21 protein-coding genes and 1 tRNA gene are annotated in these 17,411 nt (G+C 59.9%); 8 read left to right on the top strand and 14 right to left on the bottom strand.

What is annotated here, in order from left to right; genetic code table 11:
• Window positions 1-32: 32 nt before the first annotated feature.
• The 3 genes from queE to queC are packed head-to-tail and all read right to left on the bottom strand — an operon-like array spanning window position 33 to window position 1,826.
• Entirely contained in the window at window positions 33-761 is a 729-nt protein-coding gene (gene queE, locus RBB49_RS07120) for a 7-carboxy-7-deazaguanine synthase QueE (protein WP_306142022.1), read from the bottom strand.
• Window positions 758-1,144 (bottom strand): 6-carboxytetrahydropterin synthase QueD, encoded by a 387-nt coding sequence (queD, locus tag RBB49_RS07115; RefSeq protein WP_306142021.1) that lies wholly within the window; start codon window positions 1,142-1,144, stop codon window positions 758-760. The genes queE and queD overlap by 4 nt, the downstream gene beginning before the upstream one ends.
• Window positions 1,137-1,826 (bottom strand): 7-cyano-7-deazaguanine synthase QueC, encoded by a 690-nt coding sequence (gene queC, locus RBB49_RS07110; RefSeq protein ID WP_306142020.1) that lies wholly within the window; start codon window positions 1,824-1,826, stop codon window positions 1,137-1,139. Before queC ends, queD begins: the two co-directional genes overlap by 8 nt.
• Before the next feature lie 193 nt (window positions 1,827-2,019).
• Between queC and RBB49_RS07105 the strand changes: the two genes are divergently transcribed.
• Complete coding sequence (locus tag RBB49_RS07105; RefSeq protein WP_306142019.1) at window positions 2,020-2,616, top strand: TetR/AcrR family transcriptional regulator; 597 nt, start codon at window positions 2,020-2,022, stop codon at window positions 2,614-2,616.
• Entirely contained in the window at window positions 2,613-3,260 is a 648-nt protein-coding gene (locus tag RBB49_RS07100; protein WP_306142018.1) for a hypothetical protein, read from the top strand. The genes RBB49_RS07105 and RBB49_RS07100 overlap by 4 nt, the downstream gene beginning before the upstream one ends.
• A gap of 36 nt (window positions 3,261-3,296) precedes the next feature.
• Here the strand turns inward: RBB49_RS07100 and RBB49_RS07095 are convergent, their stop codons facing one another.
• The 3 genes from RBB49_RS07095 to ispG are packed head-to-tail and all read right to left on the bottom strand — an operon-like array spanning window position 3,297 to window position 6,210.
• The gene (locus tag RBB49_RS07095; RefSeq protein WP_306142017.1) at window positions 3,297-4,034 is read right to left on the bottom strand and encodes a DUF429 domain-containing protein; all 738 of its coding nucleotides are present in this window, start codon (window positions 4,032-4,034) and stop codon (window positions 3,297-3,299) included.
• Window positions 4,027-4,917, bottom strand: a complete 891-nt coding sequence (gene pdxY / locus RBB49_RS07090; RefSeq protein WP_306142016.1) for a pyridoxal kinase — start codon at window positions 4,915-4,917, stop codon at window positions 4,027-4,029. The genes RBB49_RS07095 and pdxY overlap by 8 nt, the downstream gene beginning before the upstream one ends.
• A gap of 21 nt (window positions 4,918-4,938) precedes the next feature.
• Window positions 4,939-6,210 carry a flavodoxin-dependent (E)-4-hydroxy-3-methylbut-2-enyl-diphosphate synthase gene (ispG, locus tag RBB49_RS07085; protein ID WP_306142015.1) on the bottom strand — a complete coding sequence of 424 codons (1,272 nt, stop codon included), beginning with the start codon at window positions 6,208-6,210 and terminating at the stop codon, window positions 4,939-4,941.
• A gap of 174 nt (window positions 6,211-6,384) precedes the next feature.
• On the opposite strand from ispG, the gene RBB49_RS07080 reads away from it, so the two are divergent.
• The 4 genes from RBB49_RS07080 to RBB49_RS07065 all read left to right on the top strand — a co-directional run bounded on the left by RBB49_RS07080 (window position 6,385) and on the right by RBB49_RS07065 (window position 10,528).
• Window positions 6,385-7,272, top strand: coding sequence for a 4-hydroxy-3-methylbut-2-en-1-yl diphosphate synthase (locus RBB49_RS07080; protein ID WP_306142014.1), 888 nt, complete (start codon window positions 6,385-6,387; stop codon window positions 7,270-7,272).
• Window positions 7,273-7,396: 124 nt separating this feature from the next.
• Window positions 7,397-8,179, top strand: a complete 783-nt coding sequence (locus RBB49_RS07075; protein WP_306142013.1) for a 3-hydroxybutyrate dehydrogenase — start codon at window positions 7,397-7,399, stop codon at window positions 8,177-8,179.
• 36 nt (window positions 8,180-8,215) lie between these two features.
• Entirely contained in the window at window positions 8,216-9,229 is a 1,014-nt protein-coding gene (locus RBB49_RS07070) for a patatin-like phospholipase family protein (RefSeq protein WP_306142012.1), read from the top strand.
• A 513-nt stretch (window positions 9,230-9,742) separates the two neighbouring features.
• Window positions 9,743-10,528, top strand: a complete 786-nt coding sequence (locus tag RBB49_RS07065) for a pentapeptide repeat-containing protein (protein WP_306142011.1) — start codon at window positions 9,743-9,745, stop codon at window positions 10,526-10,528.
• Window positions 10,529-10,615: 87 nt separating this feature from the next.
• Here RBB49_RS07065 and RBB49_RS07060 read toward each other — a convergent pair whose 3' ends face one another.
• Window positions 10,616-11,416: a MipA/OmpV family protein gene (locus RBB49_RS07060; protein ID WP_306142010.1), complete on the bottom strand. Its 801-nt coding sequence runs from the start codon at window positions 11,414-11,416 to the stop codon at window positions 10,616-10,618.
• A gap of 231 nt (window positions 11,417-11,647) precedes the next feature.
• Between RBB49_RS07060 and RBB49_RS07055 the strand changes: the two genes are divergently transcribed.
• Complete coding sequence (locus RBB49_RS07055; RefSeq protein WP_306142009.1) at window positions 11,648-11,944, top strand: YggT family protein; 297 nt, start codon at window positions 11,648-11,650, stop codon at window positions 11,942-11,944.
• 63 nt (window positions 11,945-12,007) lie between these two features.
• Here RBB49_RS07055 and RBB49_RS07050 read toward each other — a convergent pair whose 3' ends face one another.
• From RBB49_RS07050 to RBB49_RS07035, 4 genes are all read right to left on the bottom strand, one after another.
• Window positions 12,008-12,199, bottom strand: a complete 192-nt coding sequence (locus tag RBB49_RS07050; protein ID WP_306142008.1) for a Trm112 family protein — start codon at window positions 12,197-12,199, stop codon at window positions 12,008-12,010.
• A gap of 35 nt (window positions 12,200-12,234) precedes the next feature.
• On the bottom strand, window positions 12,235-12,912 hold the full coding sequence (locus RBB49_RS07045; protein ID WP_306142007.1) for an LON peptidase substrate-binding domain-containing protein: 678 nt from the start codon (window positions 12,910-12,912) through the stop codon (window positions 12,235-12,237).
• An 85-nt stretch (window positions 12,913-12,997) separates the two neighbouring features.
• Entirely contained in the window at window positions 12,998-13,999 is a 1,002-nt protein-coding gene (trxA, locus tag RBB49_RS07040; RefSeq protein ID WP_306142006.1) for a thioredoxin, read from the bottom strand.
• A 154-nt stretch (window positions 14,000-14,153) separates the two neighbouring features.
• Window positions 14,154-14,675: a prolyl-tRNA synthetase associated domain-containing protein gene (locus RBB49_RS07035; protein ID WP_306142005.1), complete on the bottom strand. Its 522-nt coding sequence runs from the start codon at window positions 14,673-14,675 to the stop codon at window positions 14,154-14,156.
• Window positions 14,676-14,914: 239 nt separating this feature from the next.
• Here RBB49_RS07035 and RBB49_RS07030 point away from each other — a divergent pair.
• Window positions 14,915-14,989: transfer RNA gene (locus RBB49_RS07030), tRNA-Gly, on the top strand.
• 104 nt (window positions 14,990-15,093) lie between these two features.
• Here RBB49_RS07030 and RBB49_RS07025 read toward each other — a convergent pair.
• The 3 genes from RBB49_RS07025 to RBB49_RS07015 all read right to left on the bottom strand — a co-directional run bounded on the left by RBB49_RS07025 (window position 15,094) and on the right by RBB49_RS07015 (window position 17,350).
• A complete protein-coding gene (locus RBB49_RS07025) occupies window positions 15,094-15,321 on the bottom strand; it encodes a hypothetical protein (protein WP_306142004.1) in 228 nt (75 codons plus the stop codon).
• A 78-nt stretch (window positions 15,322-15,399) separates the two neighbouring features.
• Window positions 15,400-16,683, bottom strand: coding sequence for a HAMP domain-containing sensor histidine kinase (locus RBB49_RS07020; RefSeq protein ID WP_306142003.1), 1,284 nt, complete (start codon window positions 16,681-16,683; stop codon window positions 15,400-15,402).
• On the bottom strand, window positions 16,667-17,350 hold the full coding sequence (locus RBB49_RS07015) for a response regulator transcription factor (RefSeq protein WP_306142002.1): 684 nt from the start codon (window positions 17,348-17,350) through the stop codon (window positions 16,667-16,669). Before RBB49_RS07015 ends, RBB49_RS07020 begins: the two co-directional genes overlap by 17 nt.
• Between the last annotated feature and the right edge of the window lie 61 nt (window positions 17,351-17,411).

The raw sequence follows: 17,411 nt of genomic DNA, 5'->3' as shown, positions 1-17,411 counted from the left end.
ATGGGGTGGAAGGCAGGCCTTGAATTCCTGGGTCAGACGCCTCTGAGGTTGCCCCAGACCAGCGTGTGCAGTTGTGGCAGAACGGTTGCCGAATAGAACCGGTCCGATGTCACTTTCTCAATCAGCCAGCGCATGCGGTCCATGATGCCGTTCATGTCGATGAAGCCATCTTCCTCTCCGGGATGCGGCGGCGTGTGGTTGCCGGGCTGCAGGTAGAGTGATTGCTCCGGATACCGGGTCGCGACTTCCCGGGCATAGGCATAGTCGGCATCGTCGAAAACGACCACTTTGAGTGCGATCCGGGTTGCCGGTCCCGCCGCCTCCACGCATTCGGCGAGCCTCTGCCAGTCGGTTTCCATGCCGCTGGAAGGCGGCTTCGGGCTGAGGGTCAGCAGATCGAGATCCCCGAACCAGTCCCGCGCGATGCTGCCCTGGGTTTCCAGCGCAAACCGGTAGCCGTCCTGGCGGCCGAGATGGATGAGCGGGCCAAGCGGCTGAATGGCCGGGTTGCCGCCGGAGAGGGATACCATCAGCGGGTGCCCGCCGGACAAAATGTCCACCTGCATCAGGATCGAGGCCGGTGTCATCGGCTGCCAATCATTCCTGTAAGTGCTGTCGACGGCATGCAGTGTATCGCACCAGGAACAGCGATAATCGCAGCCCCCGGTGCGCACGAACACGGTTGGCTGGCCGATCAGAGCGCCTTCGCCCTGAATCGTCGGGCCGAAGATCTCGTTGACGCGAATTGGTCCGGCGGTCATGAGCGCTGCTCCACCGGAACATAGACGAGCGGCCGGTACTCGGCGCAGGTCTTCGGTGTTTCCCTGACGCGCACTGCCGCCGTTTCCGGCCATTCCTTCCGGCACCAGTCAAAAAGATGCTTCGCGAGACGTTCGGCGGTCACACAGTCATCGCCAAGCACATCATTGAGGTGGCGATGATCTAGTGTCCCGTCGATATAGGCCTTCAGAGACTTGAGTTCGTTATAGTCCCGGACGAAACCGATCGCATCCAGCTCTTCGGAGGCAAGTTCAACCTCCACGATGTAATTGTGACCGTGGAACCTGGCGCAGGGGTGATCCTCCGGCAGGCCGTGCAACTGGTGGGAGGCGGAGAAGTGAAATTCCTTGGTGATCCTATACATTGCAGGCGACTTTCCAGAAGTCTGCGTCCGCATAGTCCGTCGGGTCGATCCCGCCGGCCAGATGAAACGCTTCCCGGCGCTCCACGCAGGTGCCGCAGCGCCCGCAGTGCGTGTCACCACCCTTGTAGCAGGACCAGGTCTTGCGGTAGTCGACGCCCAGCCTCAGGCCTTCGGCGGCGATGTCCGCCTTGCTGATGCTGACATAGGGCGTGAACAGATCGATCTCGGCGTATCCGTCCAGCGCATAGCGTTGCATGGTCTGAAAGCTGGACGTGAAGGCCGGGCGGCAATCGGGATAAATGAAGTGATCACCACCATGAACGGCCGTTGCCACGGTATCGGCACCGCGCGAGGCTGCGATGCCATAGGCAATGGCGAGCATGATCGCGTTGCGGTTCGGCACAACGGTGATCTTCATGGTGTCTTCGGCATAGTGTCCATCGGGAACATCGACGTCATCGGTCAGCGCCGAGCCGGTGAGCTGGCGGCCGATATTGGAGATGTCCATCAGGATGTGTTCGGTGCCGAGTTCCTCGGCGCACAGAGCGGCGAAGTCCAGCTCTTTCCTGTGGCGCTGGCCATAGTCGAAGGAGATGAGGCCGGCAAGCTCGTGATCCTGCGCGATCCTGTGCGCAAGGGTGACGGAATCCATTCCGCCGGAACAGATGACAAGTGTTTTCAACGATAGGGTCCCTTGTTTTCGCTGGCACCGGGTAGGCTGCGACCGGTGGCCCGCTTGTGGCAGGCGGCGCGCCTTTTAACAGGTTCTGACAAAAAGGGAAGGGGGAAGCCGTTGTGACCCCGGAAGCAACGCGCTTGACATTTCTCTGCAACTGTATAGAAATTATTTCTATGCACTCGTAGAGAAATGAAGAATGGCACGTCCAAAAAGCTACAAGAGGGAAGTGGTTCTCGAACGCGTCGTTCGCGCGTTCTGGCAATACGGCTATCAGGCTCTCGGCCTCAGGGAGCTGGAACGCCTGACCGGCCTCAACCAGTTCGCGATCCGGACCGAGTTCGGCGGCAAGGAAGGGCTCTATCTGGAAGCGCTGGATGTCTATAGCCAGCAGGCCATCAAATACGCCATGCAGCCGATGAGAGACGGCACCGTTCAAGACATCATCGTTTTCCTGGAAGCGCTCGTGAGCGATGGATCGATGACTTCCAGCAAGCATGGATGCCTTGTTGTGAACACGGGTATTGAAAACGCCCGGGTGGGAAGTCCACGCCTTGAAAAGGCAGTCCGGCGCTACTGGCAGGAGCTGGAGACCTGTTTCCGGACCTGTCTTCAGAACGCGGCCGCCGAGAAGCGGATCGACCCCGCGACAGATAGTGCGTCTGTTGCAAAGGGGCTGGTGTCCGGGGTCATGGGCGTCCATGTGCAGAACCGTCTGGACGGGTGCAATCGCGGCGGGCGTTTTCTGGTTGGTGTCCTGTGCGATCAATTGCGGGCCATGGAGCGGGAAGCATGACGAAAAAGACCCCAACCCCGGAAGCCGTTGTCGATGTGCCGGGTCTTCGGACCATCCGGCGCGGCAATCTCAGATGCGTGATTGCCGATCTCAATGTTGGTGGCGTCTGTCTTTACAGCCCGGTTGAAAAGACAAGCGCAGCCTTTCCGCAGACGGATGATGTCCGATACCTGTTCGCGCCCAATCATTATCACAACAAGGGGATCGCGGAGCATGCCAAGGCTTTTCAAAACGCGCAGCTCGTCAGCTCGAACGCCGCCAGACCCAGGCTTGAAAAGGTAACCGGGTGCCGGTTTGGAGATCTCTCTGGTCTCCGTCAGGCGTTGCCGGACTGTGTGTCGCTCGCGGAACCTGAGGGTCTCAAGACCGGCGAGGTCTGGATGATAGTCCGTGCGGGCGCCGAGATTGTCTGGGTCGTCACCGACACGTTTTACGGCTTACTTGAAAAGGATGACGCCCGCGCAAGGCCCGGGTTCCTGAAAACGTTTCCGACATATGGTCTAAAGGACAAGCAGCGATTTTCGGATTGGGTCCGGCAGCGGCTTGCAGAAGAGGTGCCGACGATGATCGTTCCGTGCCACGGAGAAACCGTGCGCGGCGCGGCGCTGGACCGGGAAATCGACGCGTTGCTCGAGACGCTTTAGCGGTTATGGTGCAGCACCGTCAAAACAATTGCCGTTTCAGGCCCAGATCGCCATGCGCAAGCCGCGTTCGTCCCGGCGGAAGGGGGCAGGAAACGGTTTCGCGGTGCCATTGAGGCAGCGTTCCGCGATCAGGCTGTTGGCTGCCGCATCAAGAAGGTCGTCTCTGCCGCAACCCTTCGGCGGTTGCTGATCGAGGAACGAAGCCGGCAGTCCCTTTGACACAAGCAGGTTCCGGCGCTGGTCGAGGCCGGCGGAATTGGCACGGCTCTTGACCTTTTTCGGCAATTGCATTTCGCTCTCGCCGTTCAGCCGCCAGAATGCGAGTTCCGGATGCACCTCGAAGACACGGTCTTCAAGCTCCGGTGTCATCAGCGCATCGATCTCCCTGATTTTCGGGAAGAGATAAAAGCACTGCTTGGATACTTTCCTTGGCGGTTCCGATGTCCGTTGCGCGGTCTCGCAAGCCTGCCGGTAATCGGTCTCGTAGACGGCAGCGCGGGAGGGAACGGAGAAAACGGAGGATTGCCGTTCGCCCAGATATCTGCGCGCAGCCTTTTCCGGCCCCCTGCCCGCCGGACTGATAATGTCGGGCAGCCCAATGGGCATGTCGACAGCGATGATCGAGAGAAAAGGATCGCATCCCAAAAGGCCGGCAAAGACCGGGAAGATCGCAAGTCGCAGGTCGGCCGGATCGTCAAGATTGCGCATGACGGCAACCCAGCCGGATTTGCACCCGTCGACGCCCGCAACCCAGCTGCCGGCATTTTCAGGCACGGCTTCTCGATTCCACAACGCGGCGGGACGTCACCAGCGCCATCGCGCGCACCACAGATTGCTGCTCTTCGGCAAAGAGCAGTTCATCGGCACCTTTCTTGACGCTCCGGGCAACCAGCTCGAACACCGATGCGGAGGCCCGCTTCAGGGCTTCTTCATCGTCAAACCCCGCCAATATGTTCGACAGGAACAGACCGGCGATGAGATCTCCGGTGCCGTGGGGCGGATTGTCTATGACGGCATGCTCGGCCGCGACTGCGCCGCGCGGAGCGGCAAGCAGGTTGGCGATCGAATTGCGGCGAAGCGCCGGCGACGAGGTGATCAGAACCCGCGCTGCGCCAAGCGCGCGTGCGGCGGAAAGGTTCTGGAGTTCCGTCTCCACATCGCGCTGCGTCAACCAGCCAAGCTCAAAGGAATTGGGCGTTACGATATCGGCCAGCGGTACCAGTTCGTCGCGGATCGCCTCTGCCGTTGCCTTGGGAACATAGAGGCCGCCGCCGCTGGCACTGTGATGGTCACCGATGACCGGGTCGCACAGGTAGAGTGCGTCCGGGTTGGCTTTCTTCACGGCCCTGACCAGTCCGGCAACCGGCGCTGCCTGTTCGGCGTTGCCGAGATAGCCTGTCATGATGCCGCCGAGTTCGGCGAGTTTGGGAGAGGCGGCAAGATCGCCGGCGAGCGCTGCAAAATCATCGGATGGGGCGGTGATGCGCGTGCCCTTGCCCTGTCCTGGATGCCAGGGCAGCAGAACCGTCGGCAAAAACCAGACGTCATGTCCGATCCGTTCCAGTGCAAAGGAAAGACCACGGCCGCTGATACCGCCCCGGACGACCTGGGACGTGATCACCAGAAGCGGCGCTTTTTGCGGTTCGGGCTGCATCATGGAAACTGTCTTTCGGCCGGATCAGGCTGCATCGGACGATGATTTCGAACCGGTGCCGTAGCGCTTTTCGATATAGTCCAACACCATTTTCTTGAACTCGTCCGCAATGCCTTCACCCCGCAGCGTCGTGACTTTCTCGCCGTCCACAAAGACGGGGGCCGACGGGGTTTCGCCGGTGCCCGGCAAGGAAATGCCGATGTCAGCGTGTTTGGATTCTCCCGGGCCGTTCACGATGCAGCCCATGACCGCGACATTCAGGCTTTCGACACCCGGATACTGCTCGCGCCATGTCGGCATCGATTCACGGATATGGTCCTGGATGTCGCTGGCCAGTTCCTGGAAGACAGTCGAGGTCGTGCGGCCGCATCCCGGGCACGCCGCCACGACGGGCACGAATGCCCTGAACCCCATGACCTGCAGAAGTTCCTGCGCCACCTGGACTTCGCGGGTGCGGTCGCCGCCCGGTTCCGGGGTCAGAGAGACGCGGATGGTGTCGCCGATGCCTTGCTGCAGAAGAATGCCCATGGAGGCGGCCGATGAGACGATGCCCTTGGTGCCCATGCCGGCCTCGGTCAGGCCGAGATGGAGCGCATAGTCGCAGCGGCGCGCGAGATCGGCGTAAACGGCAATCAGGTCCTGCACCTGGCTGACCTTTGCCGACAGGATGATCTTGTCGCGGCCCATGCCGAGATTTTCGGCCCGCTCCGCCGACAGGAGACCGGACTGGATGATCGCCTCTCGCATGACCGCCGCCGCGGACACCGGGTTGGCGCTCTCTGCATTCTCGTCCATGAGCTTGGTGAGCAGTTCCTGGTCGAGCGACCCCCAGTTGACGCCGATGCGCACCGGTTTGTCGTGCTTGAGCGCGATGTCGATGATCTGAGAGAACTGCGTGTCGCGCTTGGCCTTGAAACCGACATTGCCCGGATTGATACGGTACTTGTCGAGCGCGGCGGCGCAATCGGGATAGTCAGTCAGCAGCTTGTGGCCGATATAGTGAAAATCGCCGACCAGCGGCACATCGATGCCGATCCGCTGAAGCCGTTCCTTGATGCGCGGAACCTGGGCCGCAGCTTCCGCCCGGTCCACCGTGATGCGGACGACCTCCGACCCGGATCGGGCGAGCGCCGCCACCTGGGCAACCGTGGAATCCGCATCGGCTGTGTCGGTGTTGGTCATGGACTGAACGACAATCGGCGCATCACCACCAACCTGGACATTGCCGACCATGACGCCAACGGACTTTCGGCGGGGCATAGGTTTTGCGAAATCATCGATCATGACTGAAGCCAACAGGTTGAGGATGTTTGCCCACCATATGAGGGAATTTGGTCAAAGTTTCCAGCGCTGGATCGACATCTGCGGCGAAAAGCGTGCGGATTTGGGCCTTGTCGGGTGCGGCGCTAGCGATTTCCTAAAGAATTTCTACCTATAGTGAAGCGTGTCGGTCATCCTTGGGGGCAATTCATGTTCATTACCGTGCTGGAACGATCATTGTCCCTGGCGCAACACAATGTCGGTACGGTTTTCAGAACCGGCTGGGCCTATATCCTGCTGCTGCTCGCGCTCAACTTTGCCATTGGGTCCGCACTGATGCCCGAAAGCGGGTTTTCGACGGTGTCTTACATGACGGAGCCGGTCGCCAAGGCGGATGAGGGTGCGCTTCGCACACTTGCTGCCCTCGCCAATCTGCTGGTCGGGTTTTCCATTGCGATTGCCTATGTCCGGCGCATCCTGATCGATGCGCGCGACTTTCCGGTCGTGGTCGGAAGACGGACCCTGAGGGTGATTTTCTTCCAGATCGTCCTTGGCCTGATCGGGTTCCTGTCGCTTATTCCGCTCATCATCGCTGCGTCGATTGCCGCTGCTCTGACCGGCGGCCTGGGTGCGCTTCTGATGGTGTTTGCGCCGTTCATCGCGCTGATGGTGGTTCAGCGTTTCTCCGTTGTCCTGCCCGCGGCGGCCGTTGACGATCCGCTGACCCTGAAGGAAAGCTGGCATGCGACCTCGGGAATGGGCTGGGCAATGGCCTTTGCGGCACTGATCATGAGCCTTCTGGCCGCGTTCCTGATTTTCGTCTGGGGCTTTCTTCTGAGTGTGAGCGACGGGCTGGTGCCGTCAAGCGATCTCTGGCAGCAGATCCGGTCGGCGATATTCCCGATGGGCACCATGCTGATCCTGGTCTGGGTCTTTTCCAGTCTGCATGCAACGTTCTACGGGCTGATCCGCGAGCGCTTTGCCGAACAACTCGGTTTGCGTGAAGAGGACTACGTGCAGGCCGATGCCCAAAGGCAGGTTGCCAGGGAGCGCGCGCACAAGGCGCTTGCCGGTGCGCAGCGTGTCAAGCGGGACTGAAGGCACCCTCCTATCTTCCGGATGCGGCTCGGATGTCGCATCACTTTTCATCATTGTGATGTTGCAGTGCGGCGATAACTGGTGAAATGTGGCTCCAGCATTTTTCTTTCCTGGGAGATCCCGCATGCTTTCCAACAAAACCGCCGTCGTGACCGGATCGACCTCGGGGATCGGCCTTGGCTGTGCCCGCGCTTTCGCCGCGCAGGGCGCCAATGTCGTTATCAACGGTCTTGGTGACGGCGATGAAATTGAAAGGACCCGGGCGTCGATCGAAGCCGAGTTCGGTGTCCGTTGTTCTTATTCGCCGGCCAACATGCTCAAAGCGGACGAGATCGCGGCCATGGTGGCCGATGCTGAAAAGGAATTCGGATCCGTCGACATCCTGGTCAACAATGCCGGCATCCAGTTTGTTTCGCCGGTGGACGAGTTTCCCGTCGACAAGTGGGACGCGATCATCGCGATCAACCTGTCTTCGGCCTTTCACGCGATCCGGGCTGCCCTGCCAGGCATGAAACAGCGCGGCTGGGGCCGGGTGATCAACACGGCCTCCGCGCACGCGCTCGTGGCCTCTCCCTACAAATCCGCCTATGTTGCCGCGAAACACGGAATTGCAGGCCTGACAAAAACCGTCGCCCTGGAGGTCGCCGAGCAGGGGATCACGGTGAACGCGATCTGCCCGGGCTATGTCTGGACACCGCTTGTCGAGGCGCAGATCCCCGATACCATGAAGGCGCGCAACATGACCGAGGAACAGGTCAAGAAAGAGGTGATGCTCAAGGCGCAGCCGACCAAGGAATTCGTGACGGTCGACCAGGTTGCCGGTTATGCCGTCTTCCTGTGCAGCGATACGGCGGCGTCGATCACCGGTTCGGTCTTGCCGATCGATGGTGGCTGGACCGCCCAATAGGATTCCAAAGGTCAACCTTCCGGAAAGGCGTCGGACGTGACTGCTGCCAAGAAGATCAATCTCGCTTTGCAAGGTGGCGGCGCGCATGGCGCCTTTACCTGGGGTGTGCTCGACTGGTTTCTGGAGGACAGCCGCTTTTCCATCGAGGCGATAACCGGCACGTCCGCCGGAGCCATGAACGCGGTGGTGCTGGCAAGCGGCATGGAGGCGGGCGGCGAGGAGGGTGCCCGCGCGAGCCTCGAGGCCTTCTGGCGCGAGGTCAGCGACGAGGCCCGCTTCAGTCCCATCCAGCGCTCGCCGCTGGATGTCATGCTTGGAAACTGGAGCCTCGACCATTCTCCGAGCTATCTCTATTTCGACGTTTTGTCGCGCTTCGCGTCCCCTTACGAGTTCAATCCTCTCAACGTCAATCCGCTCCGCGATGTCGTGGAGAAAATGGTCGATTTCGAGAAGGTTCATTGCTGTTCCGGGGTCAAGCTGTTCATCGCCGCGACAAATGTCTTTTCCGGCAAGATCCGCGTCTTCAGCGAAAAGGAAGTCACGCTGGATGCGGTCATGGCTTCGGCTTGCCTGCCGCAGCTTTACCAGGCTGTGGAGATTGACGGCGAGCCTTACTGGGATGGCGGCTACATGGGCAATCCGCCGCTCTATCCGCTCTTCTACAATACCGATACGCCGGATGTCGTTCTCATCCAGATCAACCCGCTTGAACGGCGTGAACTTCCCAGAACCGCACGGGAAATCGTCAACCGTCTGAACGAGATCACGTTCAATTCCACGCTCTTGAGGGAGCTGCGGGCCATCGATTTCGTCACACGGCTGATCGAGGAGGGGAAACTCTCCAAGGACGAGTACATGAAGGTTCACATGCACCGGATCTTTGCACGCGAGCTCAAGCCGCTGCAGGCTTCGTCCAAGATGAATGCCGAATGGGCCTTTCTTACCGAATTGCGGGACCTCGGACGTGCGACCGCAAAAGAATGGCTGGACACTCATTTCGACGATATCGGCAAGCGTTCGACGATCGATCTGCGGGATGAGTTCGCCTGAATTGATGCGGCCGCAATCTCAAAGGCGGTTAACGCTTTGTTAGCCCTGTTCGCAACCAGCGTTGCAGAATGCAATGCATGACATGTGAAGACTTCCTGAACAAAATCAGCATTTTGTGTCTGCGCGTGGGTTGGTAACTAAATCTGGGTGTTCTGTGCGCGCAAGAAACTGGCAAGCGTTTTGCGATGTGATTGGCACGCTGATTGTCAGGTTGTGCGTCGTCAGCGCCTTATGTGGTCGAAAGAAGCGGGCATCTGCGACCCCGCCCGCTTCTTTCTTCCCGCATCGTTCCCCCGGAAAAATCCAGGCGGCACGTGCGCTGATCCTGCGCGATGCACAATTTGGATGCTATTTCGACCGCAATTTCATAGCATTTTTGTCAACGGGCGTTTTCTCGACAGAAACGCTCCTTAAACTGTTGCTGTTGGATACCTATCTTTAGGTCAGGTTGAGAAAAAAGGTTTTGGAATGAAGAACCGGTTTGCGAATTGTCTGGCAGGAGTTCTGGGCGCGGTGGCTTTTTTGTCGTTTGCGCATGCCGTTCAGGCGGGCAGCGATGAAGAGAAAATGGCCGAGATCAAGGAGAACGGCGGCTGCCCCAAATGCGATCTGAGACTGACCGAGTTCAGGTTTCTGAATGTCGAAAACCCTGATTTCAACCGCACCAACCTTCGCGAAACGGATCTGAAGGAAGCCGTCCTGACCGGAGGCGATTTCCGCAATTCCGACTTGCGGCGTGCGGAAGCCGAGCGGGCCAATTTCGCCGGAAGCAATTTTACCGGCGCGAATATGCGTTCAGCCGATCTTGAGAAAGCCGATTTCACCGATGCCAACCTTACCGGCGTCGATCTGCGCGATGCGGATCTCAACGCCAGCATTGCCAATGGTGCCGTTTTCGACAATGCCGACCTGCGCAACGCCGCCTTCATCCGGTCGGTCGCCGTTGGCGCATCGTTCGAGGGTGCCAAGATGGATGGCGTGAACCTGGAACGGGTGGATCTGAGCGGCGCGAATTTCAAGAATGCACGCATTCGCCAGGGCAAGCTCGACCGGATCAAGGCGGACGGCGCGGATTTTTCCGGAGCGGATTTTTCAGGCGTGCGGCTGGTCAGCGCAGATCTTTCGAATGCCAATCTGACGAATGTCGACTTTGACGGTGCGCTGCTGCGCCGCACGCGTCTTGTCGGTGCGGACCTGACCGGCGCGGACAATCTCGATCCGAGCCGGATCCTGGGGGCTTGCGGTGACGAGACCACCAAGCTGCCCAAAGGCATCGAACTGATCGAGTGCTCTTACTGAAGCAAGGGATGCCAAGCTGCGTCCAACCAAAGAAAAAGGAGGCCGAAAGGCCTCCTTTTTCTGTCATGCAGCTGAAAAACGTTCTGTTCAAAAGACGTCGAATGCGAAGCGGTAGCTGACACCGAGGCCGATGCTGAACTGGTCCTTGCTGCCTGCTTCCGCGATCGGGCTGTCGGCCGCATCGCCAATCAGACGGTCATAGCCGCCGCGAATGTGCAGGCGCACGTCATCGTTCCAGTCATAGCTGCCGCGAGCGGCAACACCGATGCTCTTGAAGCCGGCACTCGGGTCATACTGTGTCAGCCGGCCGCCACTGTTGGCAGCTTCTGTCGCGGTGACGCCGAAATAGGTGTCCATGTATTCGCCGGAAGCAAAGCTGGCGCGCGGACCGAAGCTGAATTCCCACTTGTCACCGGGGTAAAGAATGCCGTCGATCCCCAGCTGGCCGACCTGGCCGGTATGGCCGTTGATGCCCTGGCGAAGTTCGGCGAAGGCGCGGAAATGCTCCGTACGGAAGCCGCCGCCGAGGCCGAGTTCAACCGCCCAGTCGACCGTGTCGGTGCCGGTCAGATCGGAGCTGTCACTCGCCTTGCGTTCACCAACAAAGTTGAAGGACGGGAAGAAGAAGACACCGGTCCTGCGGCGGCCGTCGACCACCTGACCCAGGCCCGGAAGGTAAAAGCGGCCAACCGAAATGATCGGCATCGGGTAAACCAGGTAGGAATCCGCGGATTCATAGCGCGGTTTGACAATCGCACCGAGGCCAAGGTCGACCACGAATTGTTTGGTCGCATCCTCAGCGGAGATTTCACTGCTCTGTGCGAAAGCGCTTCCCGACGCCACGCCCATGGCGAGAGCGAGCACGACGCGTGTCAAAGACTTGAACATTAAGGCCACATCCATATGGAGATCGTTTGAGCGCAAGATAGCACGAAGCAGCCTTACTCAAAGCCTAACGAATCCTTGTTTTGGCGAAGTGTTGCATTTCCGCATCGGATTCACCCGCAGGCCTGCAAAAGGCGGGCCCTGAATCAATCTCCGGATCTTGAAAGTCCGTCTTGCAGCGGCGCGGCAGGGGGGCTACATGAGAAGAAATGCATTTCGGCAGTAGGAAATCACATGAACGCTTTGGTCGGATCGCTCCTGGACGTCATCAGTACGGCCCTCTACCTCTACTCGATGGTGATTATCGCAAGCGCCATTTTCTCATGGCTCTATGCGTTCAACATCGTGAATTCGAGCAACCAGGTCATCAACACCATCGGACGTGTCCTTTACAATCTGACGGAGCCGGCACTCAGGCCGATCAGGCGGATCCTGCCGGATCTCGGGGGCATTGATATCTCTCCGGTCATCCTGCTGCTGATCATCATGTTCCTGCAGAGCTTCATCGCCCGGCTCGCCTTCTCCATGTAACGACAAAAGCCCGGAGATTGCTCCGGGCTTTCTTCATTTCCAGCGGGTCGATCAACTGTCGGCCTACTCTTCCAGCTGCCGGGCTTCGTCGGGCAGCATGATCGGGATACCGTTCCGGATCGGATAGGCGAGTTTGGCCGACCTGGAAATCAGTTCCCGGGCCTCGGCATCATATTCGAGCGTTGTCTTGGTCACGGGACAGACAAGAAGTTCAAGCAGCTTCCGGTCGACCGGACGTTCGGGCGTGTCGTTCATTGGATTTCCTCCTGGATCGGTCCGGACCGCACGGATTATTGCAGCGTCGTGCCGCCGTCGTTTTGCGAACGTGCCAGATCCATCTCGGTGATTGCAATGAGCGTTTCAGCGCGCGTCTTCAGGTCGCGGGCTTCCAGAAGTGCCTGCTTCTCCTGCGGACCATACGGGCACATCATGCAGAGCGCGTTGACGAGCACCTCGGTTTCCGCTTCCGAGACGCTTTGCCAGTCCGCTTCCAGATTGTTGGCGTCCAGGTAATCGCGCAGCGTTTTGAGGAGACCGTTGCGGTCGACATCCTCTTCGCCGTCACCGCAGGTGAGATCGGTTGCAAAGGGAGCAAAATCGCACTCGACTTCCCGGAACGCACCGTAGGTCGCGAGCTCCTTGCCGAGCGCAAAGCGGGTAACGCCCTGAAGCGTGATCAGGTAGCGGCCGTCGCCGGTTTCCTGAAAACTGGTCAGCCGGCCGACGCATCCGACACTGGCCAGAACAGGGCTGTCCGTGTCGGCGGACGCGGTTTCGGACGCAGGCTGTACCATGCCGATCAGGCGGTTTCCGGAAAGCGCCGCATCCACCATGTCGAGATAACGCTGTTCGAAAATATTCAGCGGCAGCTGCGTTCTGGGAAGAAGCAGCGCTCCGGACAACGGGAAGACGGGCAACACAGGTGGCAGATCCGCAATCGTTTCGTAAATGGCATTTCCCGCCTGCATCTCCTGGCCCTTTTTATTGTGTTCGTTCAGGCACCGGCGATTGAAACCGGTCTTCCCGGTAAATGTGTGTCACTCCGCGCGATCGTCAAGAAAACAGAACCGCAGAGAGTTTGCGGCGGCCGTAATTGCTGGCCGGGTCCTTGAATCCCCAGGCCTCGAAGAACTGCAGCAGCTGCTTGCGGGCGGCATCCTCGTTCCACTCGCGGTCCCGGCGAACGATCTCGATCAGCTGGTCGACGGCACCTTCCTTGTCGCCCTTGCCGTTAAGTCCGAGAGCGAGGTCGAAGCGCGCCTGGTGATCCAGCGGATCCTTGGCAATGCGGTCATGGAAATCAGCAAGATCCCCGAGAGACGCGGCTTGTTCGGCAAGGTCCAAAGCCGCCTTTGCGGCCGTATAGGCCTCGTCGGAGCGCTTGTCTTCCGGAACGAGTTCCAGCGCCTGTTTCGCGCGGTCCAGCTCTTCCGCGCCGAGGTAACACTGTGCGAGACCGGAAATGGCCTTCACATTGTCCGGTTCCATCTGCATGACAGCGCCGAACATCTGGGCGGCCTGCGGATAGTCGTTTTCCGCCAGAAGGGCCGCGCCCTGTTCCAGATAGGCATCGGTCTGGTTCGCCGGAGCCGGCCCGGCCAGCTTTTCGATGAATTCCTTCACCTGGCTTTCCTGCTGTGCGCCCATGAAGCCGTCCACCGGCTGGCCGTCCTTGAAGGCGACCACGGCCGGAATGGACTGGATGCCCATCTGTCCGGCGATTTCCGGATGATCGTCAATATTCATCTTCGCCAGCCTGACCGCGCCGCCGGCTGCCTTGACGGCTGCCTCGATGATTGGCGTCAGCTGCTTGCAGGGACCGCACCAGGGTGCCCAGAAATCGACGAGCACGGGCTGATGCCGGGAGGCCTCCAGAACGTCCGCCATGAAGGTCTGCGTGGTGACGTCAAAAACCAGGTCGCCGCCGGATGCACCGTTGTCTCCACCGTCGCCGCCACCGCCGAAACCGCCGCCCTGGCCGCCGTAACCGCCACCCATGCTGGCACCGAATCCGCCGCCCACCTGGCCGCCGACGCTGTAGTTGCCATTGCTCATATGCCCGCCTCGTGTTTTCCGGCCGGGGTGTTCAAACCGGCCAATCTCGCATCTTGATACTTCGAATCTGGTCCTAACATGGAGCCACCGTGCTTGAAATACAAACTCCCGTATCGGGAGGATCAGCTCACGGCCTCATTTTTGAGACTGTACCCTAGAGCCCGGCTTCCCTGGCCTGTTCGCTGACGGCAAGAACGCGCGGTTCGTGACCGCAGGCTTCGGCGAATTTCAGAAGATCGGCTGCGCTGATCGCCGTCGTCGCGTCGTTCTTGAGCGGATGGTAGTTGAGAATGTCATGCTGCATCATCGCGGCGTCGAAGACCGGGGTGACCCGGAGGTTGCCACGGTCGTTGATCAGCGAGAACGGCGTTACCGATCCCGGCTCCACCCCCAAAACTTCCATCAGAAGATCCGCGTTGCCGAAGGACACCCGTCCCTGGGCGCCGACGACCTGGTGGACCTTCTTCAGGTCTATCTCCGCATCGTGGAGCGCGACGATCAGAAACAGACGGCCCTTCTTGTCTTTCACGAACAGGTTTTTCGTATGCCCGCCCGGGATCCGCTCATGCAGGTCGCCGGATTCGGCGACAGTGAAAACCGGCTGGTGATCGACGGTGGAAACCGCGATGCCGAGTTCGGCCAAAAAGGACAGAAGGTCGTCGCGTGTCGCAGGCATGTTTTTTCCCGAGATAGTGTTGGTCCGGGCTGTTTAACGCGATTGCAGGCCTTGCGACAAGCGGAAATCGATCAGGAAAACGCCTGTTTTCTGCCGATTTTCATGCAATGCCCCGCGGGTTGGTCACAAAAAGACGCCTAAAAAAATTTCTTCAATTTCCTTGTTGCAATCCGTCCCGGCTTGGTCCATATACTGCGCCACCGACGCGGAGGCCGAACGGCTGAAGTGCAGGTCACTATGCGGGTGTAGCTCAGGGGTAGAGCACAACCTTGCCAAGGTTGGGGTCGTGGGTTCGAATCCCATCGCCCGCTCCAGATTTCTCACGATACCTCAGTGAGTTGAAAAAGCCGCCTTTCGGGCGGCTTTTTTCGTTTTGGAAGTTCATTCTCAGGCGCCGTTGCTGGCGTCGTAACGGCCATCACGCTGCCGGCTTGTTTTCACGGATGATGCGGAAGCCCGGGCCTTCGATGTCTTCGTCGGGCTTCGGCATGAACGGGGCAGCGAGAAGGGCAAGGCCGGTTGCTGCGAGGGCGAACATGGCCAAAAGGGCCATGACCACGAGGCCAAGTCCGGCCAGGGCACAGCCGACAAAAAGGGCAACGGCGGCTGCGGCGGCCGACGTGACTTTGGTCATAAAGGTTTTCATAAGTGAGGTCTCCCTATTCAGGATTGTTTCGATAAACCTGATATGGAGCCCGGGGTTTTCGCCCGCCTGACCGCTAGTTTACAATTCTGTAAACTTGAGCGCGACGCGCAGGCCGCTCGGCGTTTCTTTGGTCAGGAACAGCCTGGCTCCGTGCCGGTCCGCGACGGCGCGCACCAGCGCCAGGCCCAATCCCGTGCCGTCGCTTTCGCGGGCCGCATCCAGACGCACCATCGGTTTGACGATCTCCTCGAATGCCGCCGGGTCGACGCCATCCCCGTTGTCGGCCACGCCGATCTCTGTTCCGTGGGCAAACAACGTGATGTCCTTGCCGCCGTGGACCAGCGCATTCTGAATGAGGTTCGCCAGGGCCTGAACCAGCATCTGACGGTCTGCGAGGACCGTTTCGGGTGATTTGACGGACACATCAAGTTGCTTGCCGCCGTCTTCGATCACGGCCTCATAGATGCTGGCGACCTCTTCCAGAAGATCGCCCAACGCAACCGGCTTGAACCCGTCCGTACCGACACCGGCCTCGATCCTGGCAATCCGCATGATGGTGTCGAAAATGCCCGACAGCCGTTCGGCTTCTTCCAGGGCGGCACCGCGTTCTTCCCCGTCCGGCATCATTTCCAGCCGGGCGCGTAGGCGGGCGAGCGGCGTCCTGAGGTCATGGGCGATGCTTGCGCTGAGATGGCGGGTCTGGCTGACCAGCCGCTCAAGTTCGTCTGCCGTCCTGTCGAGGCGGCGCGCCAGATCATCAAGGTCGTCGGAAGACCTGCGGTTGCCCGTGCGCGCCTTCAGGTCGCCTTCGGCCAGCCGGATCAGCGCTTCGTTTATCCGTTTCAGGCGCCGCTGGGCGAGGTATCCCGCGCCAAGGCCGATCGCGAGCGCCACAGCCAGGACAACGCCTGCCGTGGTCCATAAAATGTTTCCAAGCAGCTCAAGGGCGTCGAGGCTGTCATCCAGCGGAACCGCGATCAGAACCGGAGCGCCGCGGCTGTCTTCAGTGATCAGCACGCGCCATTCTTCCGAGCGCCGGAAGTCCTTGTCGAGGCTGACGGTGCCGCCGCCCCGATCCGCAACGCGAGCAAAGGCCCTGGGCAGGCCGCCAAGTTCGGAAACGGGCCGGATGATTACCGAGAACGTGTCTCCCTGAACGCTATCGGCTGCAACAGCGGCAGCGAGCCCGGCAAGAGACGTATCCACCCGCTGCAGAACGGCATCCCGGCCGAGGGTCAGCGCGACGACGATGGCAACGGCCATGCCGATGGCAAAAAGGCCTGAGAGAAGCAACGTCAGCCGCAGGGCCGACGAGCGCAAGAGCCAGCGGACGGGTGCTGCCAGCTTAGCGGCCAAAGACATAGCCTTCGCCCCGTCTGGTGCGGATCAACTCGTCGCCGAATGGTTTGTCGATCTTGGCGCGCAGGCGGCTGATATGGGTCTCGACAACGCTGGTGGTGGGGTCGAAGCTCATGTCCCAGACCTGTTCCAGCAGCATGGTGCGGGTCACAAGGCGTCCGGGCCGGCGCATGAAATATTCCAGCAGTTTGAATTCCTTGGCCATCAACTCGATCGTCTGGCCCTGGCGCTCGCAGTGCCGGGCAAGAAGGTCGAGGCTGAGATCCGCGAACCTGAGCACGGTCAGCTCATTCGTCTCAGAGGCTGCACCTTCGCGCCTGCGCCCGAGTGCGTTGACGCGTGCCGACAGTTCGACAAATGCAAACGGCTTGGTGAGATAGTCGTCGCCTCCGGCCTCAAACCCTTCAACGCGCGCATCGACTTCGCCAAGGGCGGTCAGGAACAGAGCCGGCGTGGTGTCTTTCGAGGCACGGAGCGATTTCAGAACCGCAAGACCATCGAGACCCGGAACCATGCGGTCGAGGATCAGAATGTCGTAGTCCTGGCCCATGGAGGCGATGAGGGCTTCCTTGCCGTCCGTGAAATGATCGACGACATGGCCCTCTTCGCGCAGTCCTCCGGCGACCCATGGTCCAAGTTCCCGGTCGTCTTCAAGAAGCAAAATTCGCATGTCTTTCCATAGGCCGTTTTTGTCCGGTGAAAAAGGCCGCCGTTGCCGGCAGCCTCTTACG

Origin of the sequence: Roseibium sp. MMSF_3412, assembly GCF_030733265.1 — a bacterium.
In the GTDB taxonomy this organism is placed as follows: Bacteria; Pseudomonadota; Alphaproteobacteria; order Rhizobiales; family Stappiaceae; genus Roseibium.
This window is presented reverse-complemented; position numbering and strand designations above follow the sequence as displayed.

What these genes read in the sequence shown, in the direction of transcription:
- RBB49_RS07020 (WP_306142003.1), bottom strand. Translation starts at nt 16,683, where the DNA reads ATGTCTTTGGCCGCTAAGCTGGCAGCACCCGTCCGCTGGCTCTTGCGC.
- RBB49_RS07105 (WP_306142019.1), top strand. Translation starts at nt 2,020, where the DNA reads ATGGCACGTCCAAAAAGCTACAAGAGGGAAGTGGTTCTCGAACGCGTC.
- RBB49_RS07035 (WP_306142005.1), bottom strand. Translation starts at nt 14,675, where the DNA reads ATGCCTGCGACACGCGACGACCTTCTGTCCTTTTTGGCCGAACTCGGC.
- pdxY (WP_306142016.1), bottom strand. Translation starts at nt 4,917, where the DNA reads ATGATGCAGCCCGAACCGCAAAAAGCGCCGCTTCTGGTGATCACGTCC.
- RBB49_RS07050 (WP_306142008.1), bottom strand. Translation starts at nt 12,199, where the DNA reads ATGAACGACACGCCCGAACGTCCGGTCGACCGGAAGCTGCTTGAACTT.
- RBB49_RS07075 (WP_306142013.1), top strand. Translation starts at nt 7,397, where the DNA reads ATGCTTTCCAACAAAACCGCCGTCGTGACCGGATCGACCTCGGGGATC.
- RBB49_RS07100 (WP_306142018.1), top strand. Translation starts at nt 2,613, where the DNA reads ATGACGAAAAAGACCCCAACCCCGGAAGCCGTTGTCGATGTGCCGGGT.
- RBB49_RS07045 (WP_306142007.1), bottom strand. Translation starts at nt 12,912, where the DNA reads ATGCAGGCGGGAAATGCCATTTACGAAACGATTGCGGATCTGCCACCT.
- RBB49_RS07055 (WP_306142009.1), top strand. Translation starts at nt 11,648, where the DNA reads ATGAACGCTTTGGTCGGATCGCTCCTGGACGTCATCAGTACGGCCCTC.
- RBB49_RS07080 (WP_306142014.1), top strand. Translation starts at nt 6,385, where the DNA reads ATGTTCATTACCGTGCTGGAACGATCATTGTCCCTGGCGCAACACAAT.
- RBB49_RS07015 (WP_306142002.1), bottom strand. Translation starts at nt 17,350, where the DNA reads ATGCGAATTTTGCTTCTTGAAGACGACCGGGAACTTGGACCATGGGTC.
- RBB49_RS07025 (WP_306142004.1), bottom strand. Translation starts at nt 15,321, where the DNA reads ATGAAAACCTTTATGACCAAAGTCACGTCGGCCGCCGCAGCCGCCGTT.
- RBB49_RS07060 (WP_306142010.1), bottom strand. Translation starts at nt 11,416, where the DNA reads ATGTTCAAGTCTTTGACACGCGTCGTGCTCGCTCTCGCCATGGGCGTG.
- trxA (WP_306142006.1), bottom strand. Translation starts at nt 13,999, where the DNA reads ATGAGCAATGGCAACTACAGCGTCGGCGGCCAGGTGGGCGGCGGATTC.
- queD (WP_306142021.1), bottom strand. Translation starts at nt 1,144, where the DNA reads ATGTATAGGATCACCAAGGAATTTCACTTCTCCGCCTCCCACCAGTTG.
- queE (WP_306142022.1), bottom strand. Translation starts at nt 761, where the DNA reads ATGACCGCCGGACCAATTCGCGTCAACGAGATCTTCGGCCCGACGATT.